General features: G+C 34.6%; 13 protein-coding genes. 7 read left to right on the forward strand and 6 right to left on the reverse strand.

The window, feature by feature from the left end; translation table 11 throughout:
- The first annotated feature begins 5 nt into the window (after window positions 1-5).
- Window positions 6-1,067, forward strand: a complete 1,062-nt coding sequence (locus ACTIEI_RS05155; protein ID WP_439505214.1) for a hypothetical protein — start codon at window positions 6-8, stop codon at window positions 1,065-1,067.
- A gap of 21 nt (window positions 1,068-1,088) precedes the next feature.
- On the opposite strand, the gene ACTIEI_RS05160 is transcribed toward ACTIEI_RS05155, so the two are convergent.
- The 3 genes from ACTIEI_RS05160 to ACTIEI_RS05170 all read right to left on the reverse strand — a co-directional run bounded on the left by ACTIEI_RS05160 (window position 1,089) and on the right by ACTIEI_RS05170 (window position 6,274).
- Window positions 1,089-2,834 (reverse strand): HsdM family class I SAM-dependent methyltransferase, encoded by a 1,746-nt coding sequence (locus tag ACTIEI_RS05160; RefSeq protein ID WP_439505534.1) that lies wholly within the window; start codon window positions 2,832-2,834, stop codon window positions 1,089-1,091.
- 469 nt (window positions 2,835-3,303) lie between these two features.
- Complete coding sequence (locus tag ACTIEI_RS05165) at window positions 3,304-3,777, reverse strand: hypothetical protein (RefSeq protein ID WP_439505215.1); 474 nt, start codon at window positions 3,775-3,777, stop codon at window positions 3,304-3,306.
- A gap of 193 nt (window positions 3,778-3,970) precedes the next feature.
- Window positions 3,971-6,274, reverse strand: a complete 2,304-nt coding sequence (locus ACTIEI_RS05170) for a KAP family P-loop NTPase fold protein (protein ID WP_439505216.1) — start codon at window positions 6,272-6,274, stop codon at window positions 3,971-3,973.
- Between the two features lie 375 nt (window positions 6,275-6,649).
- Between ACTIEI_RS05170 and ACTIEI_RS05175 the strand changes: the two genes are divergently transcribed.
- Together ACTIEI_RS05175 and dctA are read left to right on the forward strand one after the other, a co-directional pair.
- Window positions 6,650-7,996 carry a hypothetical protein gene (locus ACTIEI_RS05175; RefSeq protein ID WP_439505217.1) on the forward strand — a complete coding sequence of 449 codons (1,347 nt, stop codon included), beginning with the start codon at window positions 6,650-6,652 and terminating at the stop codon, window positions 7,994-7,996.
- Between the two features lie 322 nt (window positions 7,997-8,318).
- Window positions 8,319-9,542: a C4-dicarboxylate transporter DctA gene (gene dctA, locus ACTIEI_RS05180; protein ID WP_439505218.1), complete on the forward strand. Its 1,224-nt coding sequence runs from the start codon at window positions 8,319-8,321 to the stop codon at window positions 9,540-9,542.
- Here the strand turns inward: dctA and ACTIEI_RS05185 are convergent, their stop codons facing one another.
- The 3 genes from ACTIEI_RS05185 to ACTIEI_RS05195 form a co-directional block, all read right to left on the reverse strand.
- Window positions 9,543-12,101, reverse strand: coding sequence for a TonB-dependent receptor domain-containing protein (locus ACTIEI_RS05185; RefSeq protein ID WP_439505219.1), 2,559 nt, complete (start codon window positions 12,099-12,101; stop codon window positions 9,543-9,545).
- A gap of 55 nt (window positions 12,102-12,156) precedes the next feature.
- Window positions 12,157-12,447: a heavy metal-binding domain-containing protein gene (locus tag ACTIEI_RS05190; protein WP_439505220.1), complete on the reverse strand. Its 291-nt coding sequence runs from the start codon at window positions 12,445-12,447 to the stop codon at window positions 12,157-12,159.
- Window positions 12,448-12,543: 96 nt separating this feature from the next.
- The gene (locus ACTIEI_RS05195) at window positions 12,544-12,930 is read right to left on the reverse strand and encodes an HYC_CC_PP family protein (protein WP_439505221.1); all 387 of its coding nucleotides are present in this window, start codon (window positions 12,928-12,930) and stop codon (window positions 12,544-12,546) included.
- A gap of 72 nt (window positions 12,931-13,002) precedes the next feature.
- On the opposite strand from ACTIEI_RS05195, the gene trmB reads away from it, so the two are divergent.
- The 4 genes from trmB to ACTIEI_RS05215 are packed head-to-tail and all read left to right on the forward strand — an operon-like array spanning window position 13,003 to window position 15,037.
- The gene (gene trmB, locus ACTIEI_RS05200) at window positions 13,003-13,707 is read left to right on the forward strand and encodes a tRNA (guanosine(46)-N7)-methyltransferase TrmB (protein ID WP_439505222.1); all 705 of its coding nucleotides are present in this window, start codon (window positions 13,003-13,005) and stop codon (window positions 13,705-13,707) included.
- Window positions 13,688-13,879: a DUF5522 domain-containing protein gene (locus ACTIEI_RS05205; protein WP_439505223.1), complete on the forward strand. Its 192-nt coding sequence runs from the start codon at window positions 13,688-13,690 to the stop codon at window positions 13,877-13,879. The genes trmB and ACTIEI_RS05205 overlap by 20 nt, the downstream gene beginning before the upstream one ends.
- A gap of 32 nt (window positions 13,880-13,911) precedes the next feature.
- On the forward strand, window positions 13,912-14,286 hold the full coding sequence (locus ACTIEI_RS05210; protein ID WP_439505224.1) for an MGMT family protein: 375 nt from the start codon (window positions 13,912-13,914) through the stop codon (window positions 14,284-14,286).
- Between the two features lie 16 nt (window positions 14,287-14,302).
- Window positions 14,303-15,037, forward strand: a complete 735-nt coding sequence (locus ACTIEI_RS05215) for a 2-phosphosulfolactate phosphatase (protein ID WP_439505225.1) — start codon at window positions 14,303-14,305, stop codon at window positions 15,035-15,037.
- Window positions 15,038-15,119: the final 82 nt, after the last annotated feature.

The raw sequence follows: 15,119 nt of genomic DNA on the forward strand, positions 1-15,119 counted from the left end.
TATACATGAAAGATTATTTAAGCGACGCTATTAGAAAAGTTGAAAAAATAAAAAAAAGGAGCTTGACGATTTATGATAAGATTGAAATTGGAGATCATGAATTGTGGTTAACTAGTCAAGAACTTTCAGCTATTTTAAATGAAAAACTTGTTGGAAATACCTCTTTACAGGGATTACCTTTACGAACTAGATCAAAAGTGGCAAAGCAAATTACTTGCATTGCACTTGGCTACCCAATTCCAAACTCTTTTAAAAAAGTACAACCGCGATTTTTCGGACTTTCATTTGACACGTATGTTCAAAAATCAAATAATCTACAGGTTTGGAATGAAGAGCTTGATGTTGAAAGAAGATATGTTTTGATACGAATTGACGAATCAGAAATTATTTCTAAAATAAAAGTTGTAACAGGGAGTAATTTAGCTGTATTGGATACAACGGGCACTCTTACTCAAAAATATCAAGCAAGACTTATCAATGGAATTGAGCAAACAGAATTAATTAGTTTATCCGATACGGATCATTTTCCAAATAGTTTTGAGATGCATGATGGGGAGATAGATTTGTCTTTAGATTCACCAATAGATGAACCTTCGGAAAATAAACTACTTCCTATCAAAGGCATTTTTGAATCAATCCAGAATCTTATTGGCGAATCATTCTTAGACAGTGGACATGATCAAGAACGAAATCGTGGTGCGGCTTTACATGCACTTGTTTGCAAAGCTTTGGGATATAAAAAATATTTTGATGATGGACAATTTCCTGATATTAAGCACCAATTATTGGAAATTAAATTGCAAACATCTCCGACAATTGATCTCGGATTGGTTTCTCCTGATAGTGATTCATTTTTAGATATTGAAAAAATCGGTGACAAAAATATGAGACATTGTGATGTACGATATGCATTATTTTTTGCGGTGATATCACAGGGAATTGTAACAATAAATAATATCTACTTGACAACAGGAAAGGATTTCTTTACCAGATTTCCTAAATTCGGGGGGAAAGTACTAAATAAAAAAATACAGATACCCTTACCTCGAAACTTTTTCAATACTTAATAGCTGCTTTTAGTAAAAGTTTCAATGTAAATCAAATATCGGATCTACATTAAATGATTCAGCAACTTTCAGCTCGAGCTGATATTCAAGTCTATCTATTACTTTCTTACTTTGTGATTTATTTAATTGCTTAACTAGATCAATAATTTCTATCCCTATCGGGGACTTAAAATCGGGAAGAGGATATTTCTCAACATACTGTGTAAAATAGCGTCTTCTGCCCGAATAAAGTTTATTATTGAAAACAAGGTCGTGATATTTTGTCATTAATTTTGAATTAGCAATTCCTTGAATCAACAGAAGTTTTTCAATATCTTCTTGTTTTACAGCAACAATCCAATAACAATTACCATTTACTATTTTTCCACCTTTATCGAAGTAAAAGCGAGGTGCTAAACTTATATCGGGAAAGACGAGTTTTGGATACTTCCATTGATCAGGTCGATGTGAAACCCACAATTCAAACCATTGCCTTCCTGCTTCAATTAAATATTCTCTTGATTTTAATTTTTGTTCGTGTTGTAATAAATATTTTTTTGCCTTTGGATATTTTTCAATATCAATAGTTTTCTTTTCTCCATCAATCGAAATATGCGGATATAGTACTTTCAGTTTGAAATTGTCAATTGCATTCCACGGTTCAACATTTTCCTGTGAGATTAGATCTTTTAGCAATTCATCTTCGGGCATATCGGCCTTGAGGTCTCCCCATTTATCACTAATGAATACTTTATCAGCAGTTGATTTGATTCCTACTTTTACCTTAAAAAAATCCTGTACACGATGTTTGGCAGCAGAATCAATTTTTGAAACCCAGCTTGATTCATTATTAGACAACATTTCCCAACAAGCACCTGAGCCAATTTTATATTTTAAGTTGCCTGAAGATTTTTTATAACGTTTGCCATTAGCTAAAAAATAGCCCGATTGTTTACTATTAAGTACTTCGTAAATAGTCTCTACGGGAATCAATTCTCCGCTATAACCATTTAACTCCTCATAAACTTTTATGAAATTTGCAGTTACCTGATTCTTTGGTTTACATTTTCTTCCAATGAATATAGCAGGTAAAACTGCTGCATCAAATAATTTTGTATCGCCTAAATCAATCAACTCAAAAATCTCATAATTCTCAGACAAGTATTTTCGGATACTTTCACCGCCTTTAGTTGACAGATATCTGTTTGATGTAATAACTCCTAGTAGTCCTCCTTCTTTCAAACTTTCTGTCATTGCAATCAAAAAAGGATAATATAAATCTACTCTTCCCTTCAATTTAAATTTTCGCGCAAGCTCTTGTGATTGTTCCGACCCAAGTAATTGGGTTCTAACATATGGCGGATTGGCAATAACAACGTCAAATGACTTAACTAATGAAGATTGTACAGTATAATTAAAATCTAATGAAAGTTGCTCTTGTGTAAAGTCAATTGCCTTAAGGAAATCTTCTTGCACTAAATTTGTATTTTTCAAACCAATTGAAATCATCCGTTCATTTGCAATGCTTAAATATTGATCATTTGAATCATAACCGACTATTTCAAAATCTGTTTTAGAATCTAATAATTTTTGACCAATTGATAATAATAATTCACCTTCTCCACAAGCTGGGTCAAGCACTCTTTGTTTACCCTTTTTCATATAAACGGCAATTCTGCTTGCCAAAAAATCAGCAAGCTTTGCAGGGGTGAACGTTGCACCAGTTTTTTTAATTTGTTCTTTTGTAATCATCATCTTAAGCGAATCTTCAAAGATACTTAAAATCATCAAAATCTACCGAGCCAAGTTAGGCACATTTGCAAGGCCCATTGGATAATTCATGATAGGTAAACATCAAATACTTTCCATGCTTGCGGAAATGTAGCTCTAATAGAATATATTGAATTTGCAATATTTAATGTTGAATAGAAATCATATTCAAATTGGCGTCAAAACAAAATGTTAGTCGAGGACTATCTTAAAATTGGTCAAGAAATAAAGGTTTTTTGAATAGATGGGTTAAGGTAACTGGTATCTCCAATAAGAGGAATGCAAATGGTTAATACTAGTGTAATTGAGGATTTTGTGATCAATGCAGTAAAAGAGATGTGGCTTCGGAAGAGCATCTCACAGACTGGTTTAGTCCATTTAATGGAGGTTAGCGAAGGATTTATTGGCAATGTTGAAAGCCCCAACTATAGGGCTAAATACAACATTAATCATCTGAATGAGTTGGCAAAGATATTTGAATGCTCACCTAGAGATTTTCTGCCAAAGAATTTTTTGTAATAATATTTTTGTGATCACTTTCTAGCATCCATGTTAATCGATTCCCTTTTACAAATTTGCAGTTCTCTTTCAAATAAAAATAAATGTAGTGTTTATACTCTTTCTGATGAGCAGCTATATATTGGTGGATTAAAGGGTTAGATATTACAATGTCTGATTTTACATTATCGTTGCCATAGAAAGTAATAACTGAAACGTCTTCCAGATTGTAACTTGATGAAATCCCATTCATATTGTAGAGTATTTCATATTCCCTTTTACGTTCTTCCTTAATATTAACTACATCGAAATCAATTTCAAAAGTTTCTGAAGGAATATATTTTTCAATTTTATCTTCATTTAAAGCTTCCCATTCTTGTCGATATTCACCAGCTTTTTTTATTTCTTCTGTAGACCAATACCACTCAGGGTTTCTAACTCCAACCGTTACAATCACTTTCATTTTTTTTCTTTTATTTCTGACAAATTAATTTAACTGCTATTCACCAGATGGTGTTACTGATTCTAAACCCTCATAAAATTAAGAACATACTTTCTCTACCTTAAATTAATTATAAAAGGCATTATTGTGATTTTCTGTTGGGATTTTGCATAATGCTCCATAATTTTAAACGCATCTTGATATGCCTTCATATTTATGAATTTCTAAGCTTTCTGTTTTCGGGAATAACTTTGAAGTCAAATGGCACATATTTTTCAAATCTTTCCTTTTCGAATGCCACGAAAAATTCTTTAAACTCCCTTAAATAGAGCCATTGTGCTTCATCCTCGCTATCTAAATAAGTTTTAAAATTCGCCCAACTTCCATAAAGGACAATAGCAGTATTGGAAATCGAGAATAGTTTTTGATGCAATGGCTCTACTTCAATAACTCTTTCAATAAATTCATTCAAATCTATGGAAACAAGTTCTTTTAAAATATCAATAGCTTCTTGTGGAAACTGCTTATCTGTTCTATAAGAATTACCGCCTACACTTATAAAACTTGTTTGTTCTGTATTCCCAAACAAACCAAATACAGTAAGGTCTATTTTTTTTGTCTCATCTGCATATTTTTTTAGATACAGAATCTGTAACGACTTCAATTCCTCTTGTGATAACGGAAACATTGTATTATCGATCATCTTGTTATTGACATAACGAACAAACTGCGATTCGAATTGGAAAGGAGACTGAGCTTCAGTTAATGTACTGGTAATGAAACTATGTAATTTGGATTTTCCGTTAGCACCATACAATGCGGTAATCTTGTTCTGATAATCAGCTAGTTTCTCCATTAGGTCTTTTCCATCATATCCTAGGGTTGTCTGATAAGTATTACCCGAAGGCCGATTAGCTAAATAAAAGATAGCTCTTATAATTTTTTCAAATTCATCCTTGCTGCCAAACTCGTGTATCTCCATGAACCGCTTCTGAAGCTCATATTCCAAACCCTTAGATACCCATTCATCAATTTTAATTTTGATAGAGTCAAGGTCAAGCGCGATTGAGCTTGTAAAGTCATTATTGGATAAATTTTCATCAAACAAGTTATAAGAAAAATAACGATCAAATTTGTCAGGGTACACTACAGACTGAAAATTACCCGAAGGATAGAAGTGTCCAATAGTATCCTGAAAAATATTTTCAACTGAATCTACAATTCTATCAATCTCTCCTTTGGTTATCTGCAAATTTTCATGATTATTATTTAAGTATATCCGAAGATATTTTTCGTTCTTCTCTGTATCAGGTATCTTAATAAAACTTGGCATATCTTTACCACGTCTTAATACATATTTTCTATTATCACTTTCTTCCTTGTTAAAATTTAAGAATATGGATTTTTGCCTGAATAACATTTCATAAACCATGGGGTATTTTAACCGCAATATTTCCAGTTCTATAAAATCTTTAACTTCTACCTCACCAAGTAAAGGAGATAAATTAAGCATAATCGAGTTGAAAAGTCTAGTCACATCACGCATGGATTCTATCCATGATAATGCAACAGCAGTCATAACCAAACTATCCCCGAAAATGGCTCTGTCTATCTCATTATGATATTTTTCATCAAATGATTTTTTAAGTTTGCTAGCGAGCACTTGACGAAGTATCTCTTTCTTGAAATGCGGTAAGTTTATTTCTAACTGAAAAATTTTTTCAAGGAACAGCCCGTGATTATAAGGATTGTGACCTTTCAATGCTTCGCTTATATACTGCTTGTCATAGCAGACAATGAAAAATGTATTATGAAAATCGGCTGTATTCCTAATTAGTCGGATCACTTCTATGATCTCATTTGTATCAAGCCTATCAAGATCATCTACATAAACTACAATTTTCTTTTTCCATTGCCTAAGCAAACGGTTTATGGTCTCATGCAAGCTGTTTAAGGAATCATACCCGAAAATGACAGATACTGAGGATTGCAAAGATTTGGATAAAGTACTGTCATTAACGGCGGCCAGCTTATTGGCATAATTAACCAATTCACTTGCAATCTCCGGATGATGTTCTCTGATTTTTTCCTCAATAGTATTAAAGAAATCCCTGATGATGGCTTGTGGTGTTTGGCTGTTCCATGGATTGAAATCAATCGCTATCAAATCCTTATCCTTTACTGTTCGCTTTAACAGGTCTACAAACGATGTCTTACCTAAACCCCATTTTCCATTTATGCCTATGGCAAACGATTTTTCAAAGTTGCTTGATAATATCTTTTTGGCTAGTGTCTCTGCATATTTGTTGTAGCCTAATAGGTCCTCACCAAATTCACCAATGGAATTATCATTATGGAGAGACTCTTTATTCGGCGTAAATTCAACTCTTACAATTTCTCGTAACGCCAGTTGCCATTGTAGAATAAAGAAAAGGACTAATACATCACCATATTTGAATAAAGGACAAAATGAAAATGAAATAATAGTAAAACTGAATTCAGTAAAGCGATAAAACAAATAAATGACTGAAAAAAAAGTAGAAATAGTAATTAGCAAATTAGCGGGATGCCATGTTATCTTTTTGGTAAAGTAGCAGTATAAGATTAGAATGAATAATCCCATAAAAATGAGATCATTGTACCAGATCGAATCAATCTGAGCTAATACTGGGGTAACTATATATGTACTGAGAACAAACTCTATTGGTTTATGGAATAATAGATAGGTAGCAATACATGCAACCGACCATTTTAACTTTCTAATAAGTTGATACCTTTTCAAGTGATAAGATTGAACATTATATTGACTATACTCAAGTAATTTGATCAGTCTCTAAAATATAACATTTTTTTCAATATTACTAACTATTTTAGCAGTACAAATTCTCCAGATATGCGTATTTACCTTGACAGCAATGTTTTTCGCGATTTAGAAAAAGCTGAAAACAAGGAATTGTATAACTTAATTCTTGTAGATAAGGAGCGCAATTTTTATTGTTTTTCTGAAGCCCATATTCAGGATTTAGTTCGTGATACTACAGACAAGAAGTTGTCTGATATGGATTTTATGGAAACGATTGTTTCTAACAATTGCTGGTACCACTCTGACCAGAAAATGCAAGTTAGCTTTAGTACCCCAATTGAGTATTATGATGCCCATCTTTGGAGAGTCGGAACTGATATTTTGACTTCCGAAGACAAAGTTTCAATTTTTATTAGAGATACGTTTCGAGCTATTCCTCTAAATTTGAACCAACTATTTGACGAAAGCAAACTACCTGTAGATTTTCCGGAAGATATGCGGGCAATGCTATTTGAACCGTTGACCATGCTTGATTTTATGGAAGCGATGCTGGATATGACGGAAAATCTCTCTGCTGATCAGCCTCGTTTCAAACGACTACTTCAATACCTTCACGGTACGATTGGAGATCAAGCATTATATGAAAAACTAGGCATTAAAGGGTACAATGGTAAAGAAGTAACTGACTGGATTACATTTTCCGAATCTTTCCGTGAACTTGTTTTTCAAAGAAGTACACTAAAGGATTTATACAGTCTAATAACTGAAATGGTTTCATGCTTAGATTTTTTTGGTATTGTCAAGGGCAAACCACGCAAACAGAAGTTCATGAGTTTGCTAAATGATGGTAAACATGTTTATTATGCAGCACATGCACACATATTCGTTACCAGTGATGTCGACTTGATTGCAAAAGCTAAAACTGTTTTCCAAATTTGGGGTTGGTCAACAAATATTATGACACCAGCAGAATTTAAAGACTATCTCATCTTCATTAATGGACAGGATATATCAGTCGCAGCAATGTTTGAAAAGTTTAACAATGTAGCAGACCTGCCGACAGGATATGAAAAATATACACTGGATGAGGCATATATTCAAAAAGACTTGCCGCATTGGTATTTAGGCGAATTCAACACCTTTAACTGTGCTATAGCTCGCGGTAATTGCTATTATTACTTTAGCCAGTTTTTCTCAAATATCGATTCTGGGACGATGACGATTGAACTAGAACGTGTAATCGACAAGATGCTTGATCATTTTGGCATCGATGAACTAAAGCGTGGTAAACTTGATAGAAAAGAGTTGGAAGAAAAAGAGTGGAAAGGAAGGGAATGGCGTGTAGGTGAAATGGGGGTATTGTTAAACGTAAATCAGGGAATTATGATTTCTTTTTTTAAAGCTGCACTTCCGACTAACGAGCTCGGCCCAATCTAAATTATATGTGACATGAAAAATAAGTAAAATGCGGCTCTTTTTGGCATATATTTTAACCTTTTGTTATATTTTGTATCCCTTTGATGCAGCTTGTGGTGCATCTTTTCTGATACAAAGTTGGATTTTTTTAAATAGGAATATTATCCATTTCTTAAATGAGTTCTTAAAAGTAGGTCAACTCTAGCCAAATGTTTAACTCAGTATTTCTGAGTCAAAAAGTTATCTCTGGCCCGCTCAACTTTTAAATACTCCAAATAATTCGGGGCTTTTTTTGTTTAGGACTTGTATTGATTTGATATATCTTCCACCGCTAAATCAAATCATGGTCAAGAAAATAACTTCTAACCTAACATTTTGGGTTTTATTTGCCATCACTGCAGGAATATTATTGGGACATTTTTTTCCTGAGCAAGGTGTGGCTATGCAACCTTTAGGGAAATATTTTATAGATATCATTAAGCTTTTTATTAACCCTATTATTTTGTTGACCATTGTTACAGGAATCTGTGGAATGGGAGATTTAAAGAAAGTGGGCAAGGTTGGAGGCAAAGCCATTTTATATTTTGAAGTTATTACGACCCTTGCTTTATTAATTGGTTTAGGGGTTGCTTTTTTGTTTGAGCCTGGTGCTGGAGTAAATACTGCTGCAGTTAATAAGGGAGATATTTCTAAATACAGCGGTGCACCTATTTCTATTTCATGGGTGCAATTTTTTAAAGACAATATCACCATACAGGTTTTATTGTTTGCCATTCTTGCCGGTATTATCATTAGTAAGTCTTCATTTAAGGATAAGGTTTTAAGAGTGGTTTATTTTAGCTCGAAATATGTATTTAAAGGATTACACTGGGTGATGAAGTTAGCTCCCATTGGAGCTTTTGGCGGAATGGCTTTTACCATTGGAAAATATGGCGTAGCAACTTTATTGCCACTAGGTAAATTAATGGCTTGTGTTTATATCACGATGGCATTATTTATTTTCTTGATTTTAGGTGCGGTACTACGCTATTATAAAATCAGTATTTGGAAATTCTTGGGGTATATCAAAAATGAATTGCTAATAGTATTGGGAACTTCTTCTTCTGAAGCAGCATTGCCTTCGTTGATGGAGAAGTTAGAGCATATGGGATGCCATAAATCGGTGGTAGGATTGGTGGTTCCTGCTGGTTATTCTTTCAATTTAGATGGCACTTCTATTTATTTGTCTATGGCCATTGTTTTTTTGGCCCAGGTATTTGACGTCACCTTAAATATGGAACAAATCATTACCATTATAGGTATTCTGATGGTTACTTCAAAAGGGGCTGCCGGTGTTACGGGTAGTGGTTTTATTATTTTGGCTTCTACTCTTGCTGCCACTAAAGTCATACCTATTGAAGGCTTGGCGCTGTTGTTGGGTGTTGATCGTTTTATGTCTGAAGCCAGGGCCATTACCAATTTTATTGGCAATGGCGTAGCTACAATATTTATTGCGAACAATGAGAAAATGTTTGATCGTGGCAGAATGCATAAAGCCTTTCATAAGCACGATATAAACGATTATTAGTTATTTCAATCTCATTCTCCAACCTGCATATAACATTCTTCCGTTGATTGGTCCCCATACCAGGGATGCATCAAAATAAGGACCGAATGGATTAGCGGCGGATACAATCACTCCTTGCTGAAAAAAGTTTGTTAGGTTTTCTGCTCCTATATAAAAATCCATGGATTTATTTTTACCTACGGTCTTACTAATTTGTGCAGCCATTAAATAAAAGTCGGGAGACATTGCTTCTCGCTGAAATTGAATGGGATTACTCAGGGTAGACGGAATTCGTTTTTGGCCATTGTAAGTGATGGTATAATTGAATTTCCAATTATTGCCTGTTGTATAGTCCAAACTTAAGAAGGCTCTATGTTGAGATACAAATGGTCTTTGTAATAATTCATTACCGTAAGTTGTTTTAACATCAAAAAAGCGATAAGCCATTTTAACTTCTAGTTGACTAATCGGTTCCATGTTTAACTCTGTTTGAAAACTATTGGAGTAGGATTTCCCTTTCAAATTGTAAAAGCGAATTTCATTGGTGGTTTCCAAATCAGTTACTACTTGATTGGTAAAATCGTTTCTAAAAAAGTCTATTGCTAAACTCGCTTTCCTGTTGAATAGTCTAAAGGATTGATCAAAGCTTATACCTCTGTTCCAAGCAATTTCTGGATCTAGTCCGTACGCTTTTCCTATGCCCGCTCCAATGATATTTAGTTGTCTTGCACTTACGAGTATGCCTGTATTCTCTGCAAAAATATTAGCTGTTCTTTGTCCTCTTCCTGCACTGATTCTAAAAATGCTCCCTTTAAATGGTTCGTAACGTATATGCAATCTTGGAGTTAAAAATGCACCAAATAAATTATTATGATCTGCTCTGATACCCGCTACCATACTCAGTTTTTCTGATGCAGTATAAGTGTATTCAAAGAATGCTCCCGCAACCGTTTCCGTTCTTAGGAAATTAGTCGTGTTAAATAATTCATTGTAATTATCATGTTGTAAACTCAATCCTGTTCTAAACTTGTGATTGGTGTTGCCAATAATACTCTGGTAAATCAAATTGCTGTAAAAGCTTTTTTGATTCGCATTGTAAATGGTTTTGCCAAAATAGGATTTTTGATCATGGTTAATAGCGGCAATTTGTAATCCAATACTTTTATATACTTTTTGTGGAAATACGTATCCAATCTTTGCAAAACCCTCGTAACGATTGGTATTGATGCCTAAACCATATATGGTGTTTGAATTCTGGTGTTGCTTGGGATCGAAACTGGTTTGTCCTCCCGTTTTATTGTCCTTCATTACTTTAATACCCATCTGTGCCATCCAACCTTTTGAATCATTGTATTGGTATCTGTTTACCATACTGAACTGATTACCTGTGGGTAAATCTCTAAATCCGTCTTTATTAAAATCGATATTATTATTGTTTAAAAAATTATCATGCAACAATAATCCTGCAGACCATTTTTCACTCAACTTAGTTTGGAGATTTAAATTTAAATCGGTCTTTCCAAATTCATTAATATAAATATTCGCTAAGAGTCTTTCTCCTACTGCTGGCTTTTTTAATTCCACATTAATTTGTCCTGCAATGCTTTCAAATCCATTCGCAACGGATCCTACTCCCTTGGTTAATTGAATTGATTCAATCCATGGTCCTGCTATTGAGTTTAGTCCTAGCGGAGTGGCTAATCCCCTTGGCCCTGGTAAATTTTCTACGGTGAGTTGAGTATAGTTGCCGCTTAGGCCCAATAACTGTATTTGCTTTGACCCTGTTACGGCATCGTTATAAGATACGTCTACTGAAGGATTGGTTTCAAAGCTTTCACTCAAATTACAGCACGCTGCTTTCAATAATTCTTTAGCCGTCATGATTTCTGAGCGTATGGGGCTAATAGTACTGATAAAACTTGATCTGCGCGTATTGGTTACCGTTACGTTTTGCAATTGTTGATTGTCTGCTAAAATCACTTTTAGGGTAGACGGATTTTCCACAGTAAATGTGTCTGATTTGTAGCCTATATAACTGATGATTAATTTATTTGAACTGCTTGTCATTGGTATATTAAAATATCCAAGGCTATCGGTCAATACTCCTCTTTCTGTATTTAACCATTTAATGGATGCTTGGTACAATGGATTGAACTGTCCTTTTTTATCGGCTTCTAGCACTATGCCTCTTACTTCGTCGGTATTGATATTTTCTGCATCGTGTGCTTTTTTGTTTTCATCACGATAATGACAACACTCGGGTAGTTCGTTGTACACATTATCTTTTGCTTTCTTATTAAGTAAGTCGTGTCCTGCTTCTACAATTCTGGTTTTGATTTTATTGATATTCACCAAGGAAGGAAAATAATGTAGGGTCAACATTTTAGACGCAATATCCCAATCTACTTTTTGAACCCCTTTCCCTTTTGATGCTTCTTCAATTCTTTCCTTACACATTTCGCAGGCACCTTCTACTCTAAACTGTATGGTGGTGGCAGTGGTGTCGGCTGTTTGTGCTACTAAATCATTCGTATTTATTATAAGTATTAATGCCAATAACCAATATAATTTTTTTTTCATCTTCTTCTATTTTAAAAATTTCCTGACACATTTTCTTGTGTCAGGAAATAATGAATTAATGCTTGCTATGCGCAGGCTTAACTTCTTTTAAAGCCATACCGCATTTACTGCATTTTGCATCTTTTTTAGTACTGGTAATATCTGCATGCATTGGGCATACATATTGCTTTACTGGCGTTAAAGCCATTTTACATTTACTGCATTTGTCCTTTTCTGTTCCAGTAATTTCTGGATGCATTGGGCAAGAATGGGTGGTTTTTGTACTGTCTTGCTTAGGCGCAGTTTGTTGTGCATAGGTAGCAAGGCTTAAGAAACCCGCTAATACTAGCATGATGGTTTTTTTCATGTTGGTTTAATTTATGTTTGATAAAGAAGATGCGGTATGAAAACGCAAATAGATACTACATGAGGATATGTAGTATCAAACTAAGATACAAGGGTATCAGATTCTGTAATTACAATAAAATTGATAGAGCGGTATACTAGTTTGCAGTGGCGGCGGGTTGCTTTGTGGCACTGCGATAGCATCTTTGTAAGTAACCAATTGGTTGATCGAATAGAAACTATTGGTATTCGTATGCAACTCAATAGAAGGCGTACTAGTCAAACCAGTTTTAGCAAAATGGGTATCCTGTGATTTAACAAACTTCACTTTGGTTTTGCAGCAATTTTTCATTTTATGGCTCATGCCACAACTGCTTTCTTCTACGGCTGCGTAGCTGATGGTAGTAGACTTGAGTTGATTGCAACAATAGAACTGCTTGATGCTAACTCCAATACTGGCAGCAGCATAAATGCAGAACAATAGTATTAATCCAAGTCTTTTCACCTTGCAAAGGTAAGGAGCATTTCAATTTTGGGCTTGTTTTAAATGTTAAATCCAACCTTTATCTTCGTGGTTATGGGCCAAAAAAAACTCATCCGATTCGAGGCAATTAAATCTTTTCCTAATGTGTTGGAGTATCCACAGGATATGAAAGGCAAATGGGCTTCTTTTTTTAAGAATGATCATCCAATTACCCTTGAATTGGCCTGTGGCAAAGGGGAATATGCGGTTGGTTTGGGTAGAATGTATCGGGAAAGGAACTTTATTGGTATCGATATTAAGGGAAACCGTATTTGGCGTGGAGCGAAAACAGCTATTGACGAGGGATTAAATAATGTTGGATTTATCAGATCGCATATTGATAAAATCACCGATTATTTTGAACCTGGTGAAGTGGCAGAAATCTGGATAACCTTCCCTGATCCACAATTGAGGGGGTCCCGATTCAAAAAAAGGCTTACACATCCGAGGTTTCTGCGCTTGTACCAGACCATCTTGCAAAACGGCGGCTTAGTTCACCTCAAAACCGATAGCCCTGACCTATATCAATTTACTTTAACGGTAATCAACTTATTCGAGCTTAATTTGTTAGAATGCTCTGATAATGTTTATGCCGCAGGTGCTGTTAAACCAGAACTGCAAATTAAAACACATTATGAGGGTCTAGATATTGCTGGTAGCAACAGGATTCATTATTGTTGTTTTAAAGTAGATAAGCCCATTCCTATTGAAAAAGATGACGTTTTAAAACAATTGATAAGTGAACAAGGAACTGATTGAGGGAAAAGATTTTTATTATGATGAAAAAGGCTACATGGTATTTACTGCCGAGTACCACTTAAATAAAGGTCACTGTTGTGGTTACGGTTGTAGGCATTGTCCTTATGATTATGATTGTGTTCCTGAACCAAAGCGATCTGCTTTATTAGAAGAAAAATCGAATCCTAATTAGCTTTTCAAAAGGCTTTTATTCTAATAAAACATATGAAGAAGTCAGCTGAAAAATTTAAAAGTATTCTACCTAGTGGTGCTCAAGAACCTTCATTTTTTGAACAAGTTTTTGAAGTAGCTAAATTGATTCCTAAGGGTAGGGTGACTTCGTATGGTGCTATTGCTAATTTCCTGGGCACTAAGATGAGTGCTAGAATGGTTGGTTGGGCTATGAATGCAGCCCATTCTAATCCTACTATCCCTGCTCATAGAGTAGTGAATAGAAAGGGGTTGCTTTCGGGGAAAATGCATTTTGCTACACCTACTAAAATGGAAGAGTTGTTGGCCAAAGAAAAAGTTAAAGTAGTGAATGATCAAGTAGTTGACTTTGAAAAAAAATTCTGGGACCCTTCGGTAGAATTATCTTGAACTATATTTGCGCCCCATGAGCACTAAACCTGTTTTACATACTGTATTATCTCCTCGTTTATTAGACATTTACGATATTAGTAATAGCATTGTTGTAGTGATTGACGTATTTAGAGCAACTTCTACAATAGCCACTGCATTGTATAATGGCGCTACAAGGGTCATTCCTGTTGATAGTGTAGATAAATGTATTCAAATTGGTAAAAATACCGGTGGCATTACCGCAGGAGAAAGAGATGGGAAAATAATTCCAGGTTTGGAGCATGGTAATTCTCCTGCTGAATATCCTCGTGAATTCATAGAAGGAAAAACATTGGTATTGACTACTACCAATGGTACTAAGCTATTGCATATGGCTTTGCAAAACGGTGCTTCAGAAGTAGTGACAGGTTCTTTTCCGAATCTATCTGCTTTGTGTGATCATTTAGTAACTGCTCAAAAAAATGTAATCTTAGGATGTTCTGCTTGGAAAGATAAATTCAATTTAGAAGATACTTTATTTGCTGGTGCTGTAATTGAAAGAGTAAAAGCGCATTTTACTATTCATTGCGATAGTAGTTTAATGGCGGAAAATATGTACCAATTACATAAAAATGATTTGAAAGGCTTCATCCGTAATACCACTCATTGGCATCGATTAGCACAGTATGGTTTAGAAAAAGACCTTGAATATTGTGTTACTCCCGATCAGGCCAATATTCTACCTTTTTATAAAAATGGTGACCTTATTGTGAAGGTTTCTGGTGAATAACGAACAAATCGTTCATATTTTACCGTTTATTAATCTATTTTAAATATGCTTTCCTTTACTTTTGCAAATTGGTCTTTTTTGA

The sequence above is a fragment of the Sediminibacterium sp. genome, assembly GCF_051860225.1.
Taxonomy (GTDB): domain Bacteria; phylum Bacteroidota; class Bacteroidia; order Chitinophagales; family Chitinophagaceae; genus Sediminibacterium.

Excerpts from the sequence above, each read along its gene's own strand:
- ACTIEI_RS05160 (WP_439505534.1), bottom strand. The coding sequence starts at position 2,834 with ATGATTTTAAGTATCTTTGAAGATTCGCTTAAGATGATGATTACAAAA.
- trmB (WP_439505222.1), top strand. The coding sequence starts at position 13,003 with ATGGGCCAAAAAAAACTCATCCGATTCGAGGCAATTAAATCTTTTCCT.
- ACTIEI_RS05190 (WP_439505220.1), bottom strand. The coding sequence starts at position 12,447 with ATGAAAAAAACCATCATGCTAGTATTAGCGGGTTTCTTAAGCCTTGCT.
- ACTIEI_RS05215 (WP_439505225.1), top strand. The coding sequence starts at position 14,303 with ATGAGCACTAAACCTGTTTTACATACTGTATTATCTCCTCGTTTATTA.
- ACTIEI_RS05165 (WP_439505215.1), bottom strand. The coding sequence starts at position 3,777 with ATGAAAGTGATTGTAACGGTTGGAGTTAGAAACCCTGAGTGGTATTGG.
- dctA (WP_439505218.1), top strand. The coding sequence starts at position 8,319 with ATGGTCAAGAAAATAACTTCTAACCTAACATTTTGGGTTTTATTTGCC.
- ACTIEI_RS05210 (WP_439505224.1), top strand. The coding sequence starts at position 13,912 with ATGAAGAAGTCAGCTGAAAAATTTAAAAGTATTCTACCTAGTGGTGCT.
- ACTIEI_RS05185 (WP_439505219.1), bottom strand. The coding sequence starts at position 12,101 with ATGAAAAAAAAATTATATTGGTTATTGGCATTAATACTTATAATAAAT.
- ACTIEI_RS05155 (WP_439505214.1), top strand. The coding sequence starts at position 6 with ATGAAAGATTATTTAAGCGACGCTATTAGAAAAGTTGAAAAAATAAAA.
- ACTIEI_RS05175 (WP_439505217.1), top strand. The coding sequence starts at position 6,650 with ATGCGTATTTACCTTGACAGCAATGTTTTTCGCGATTTAGAAAAAGCT.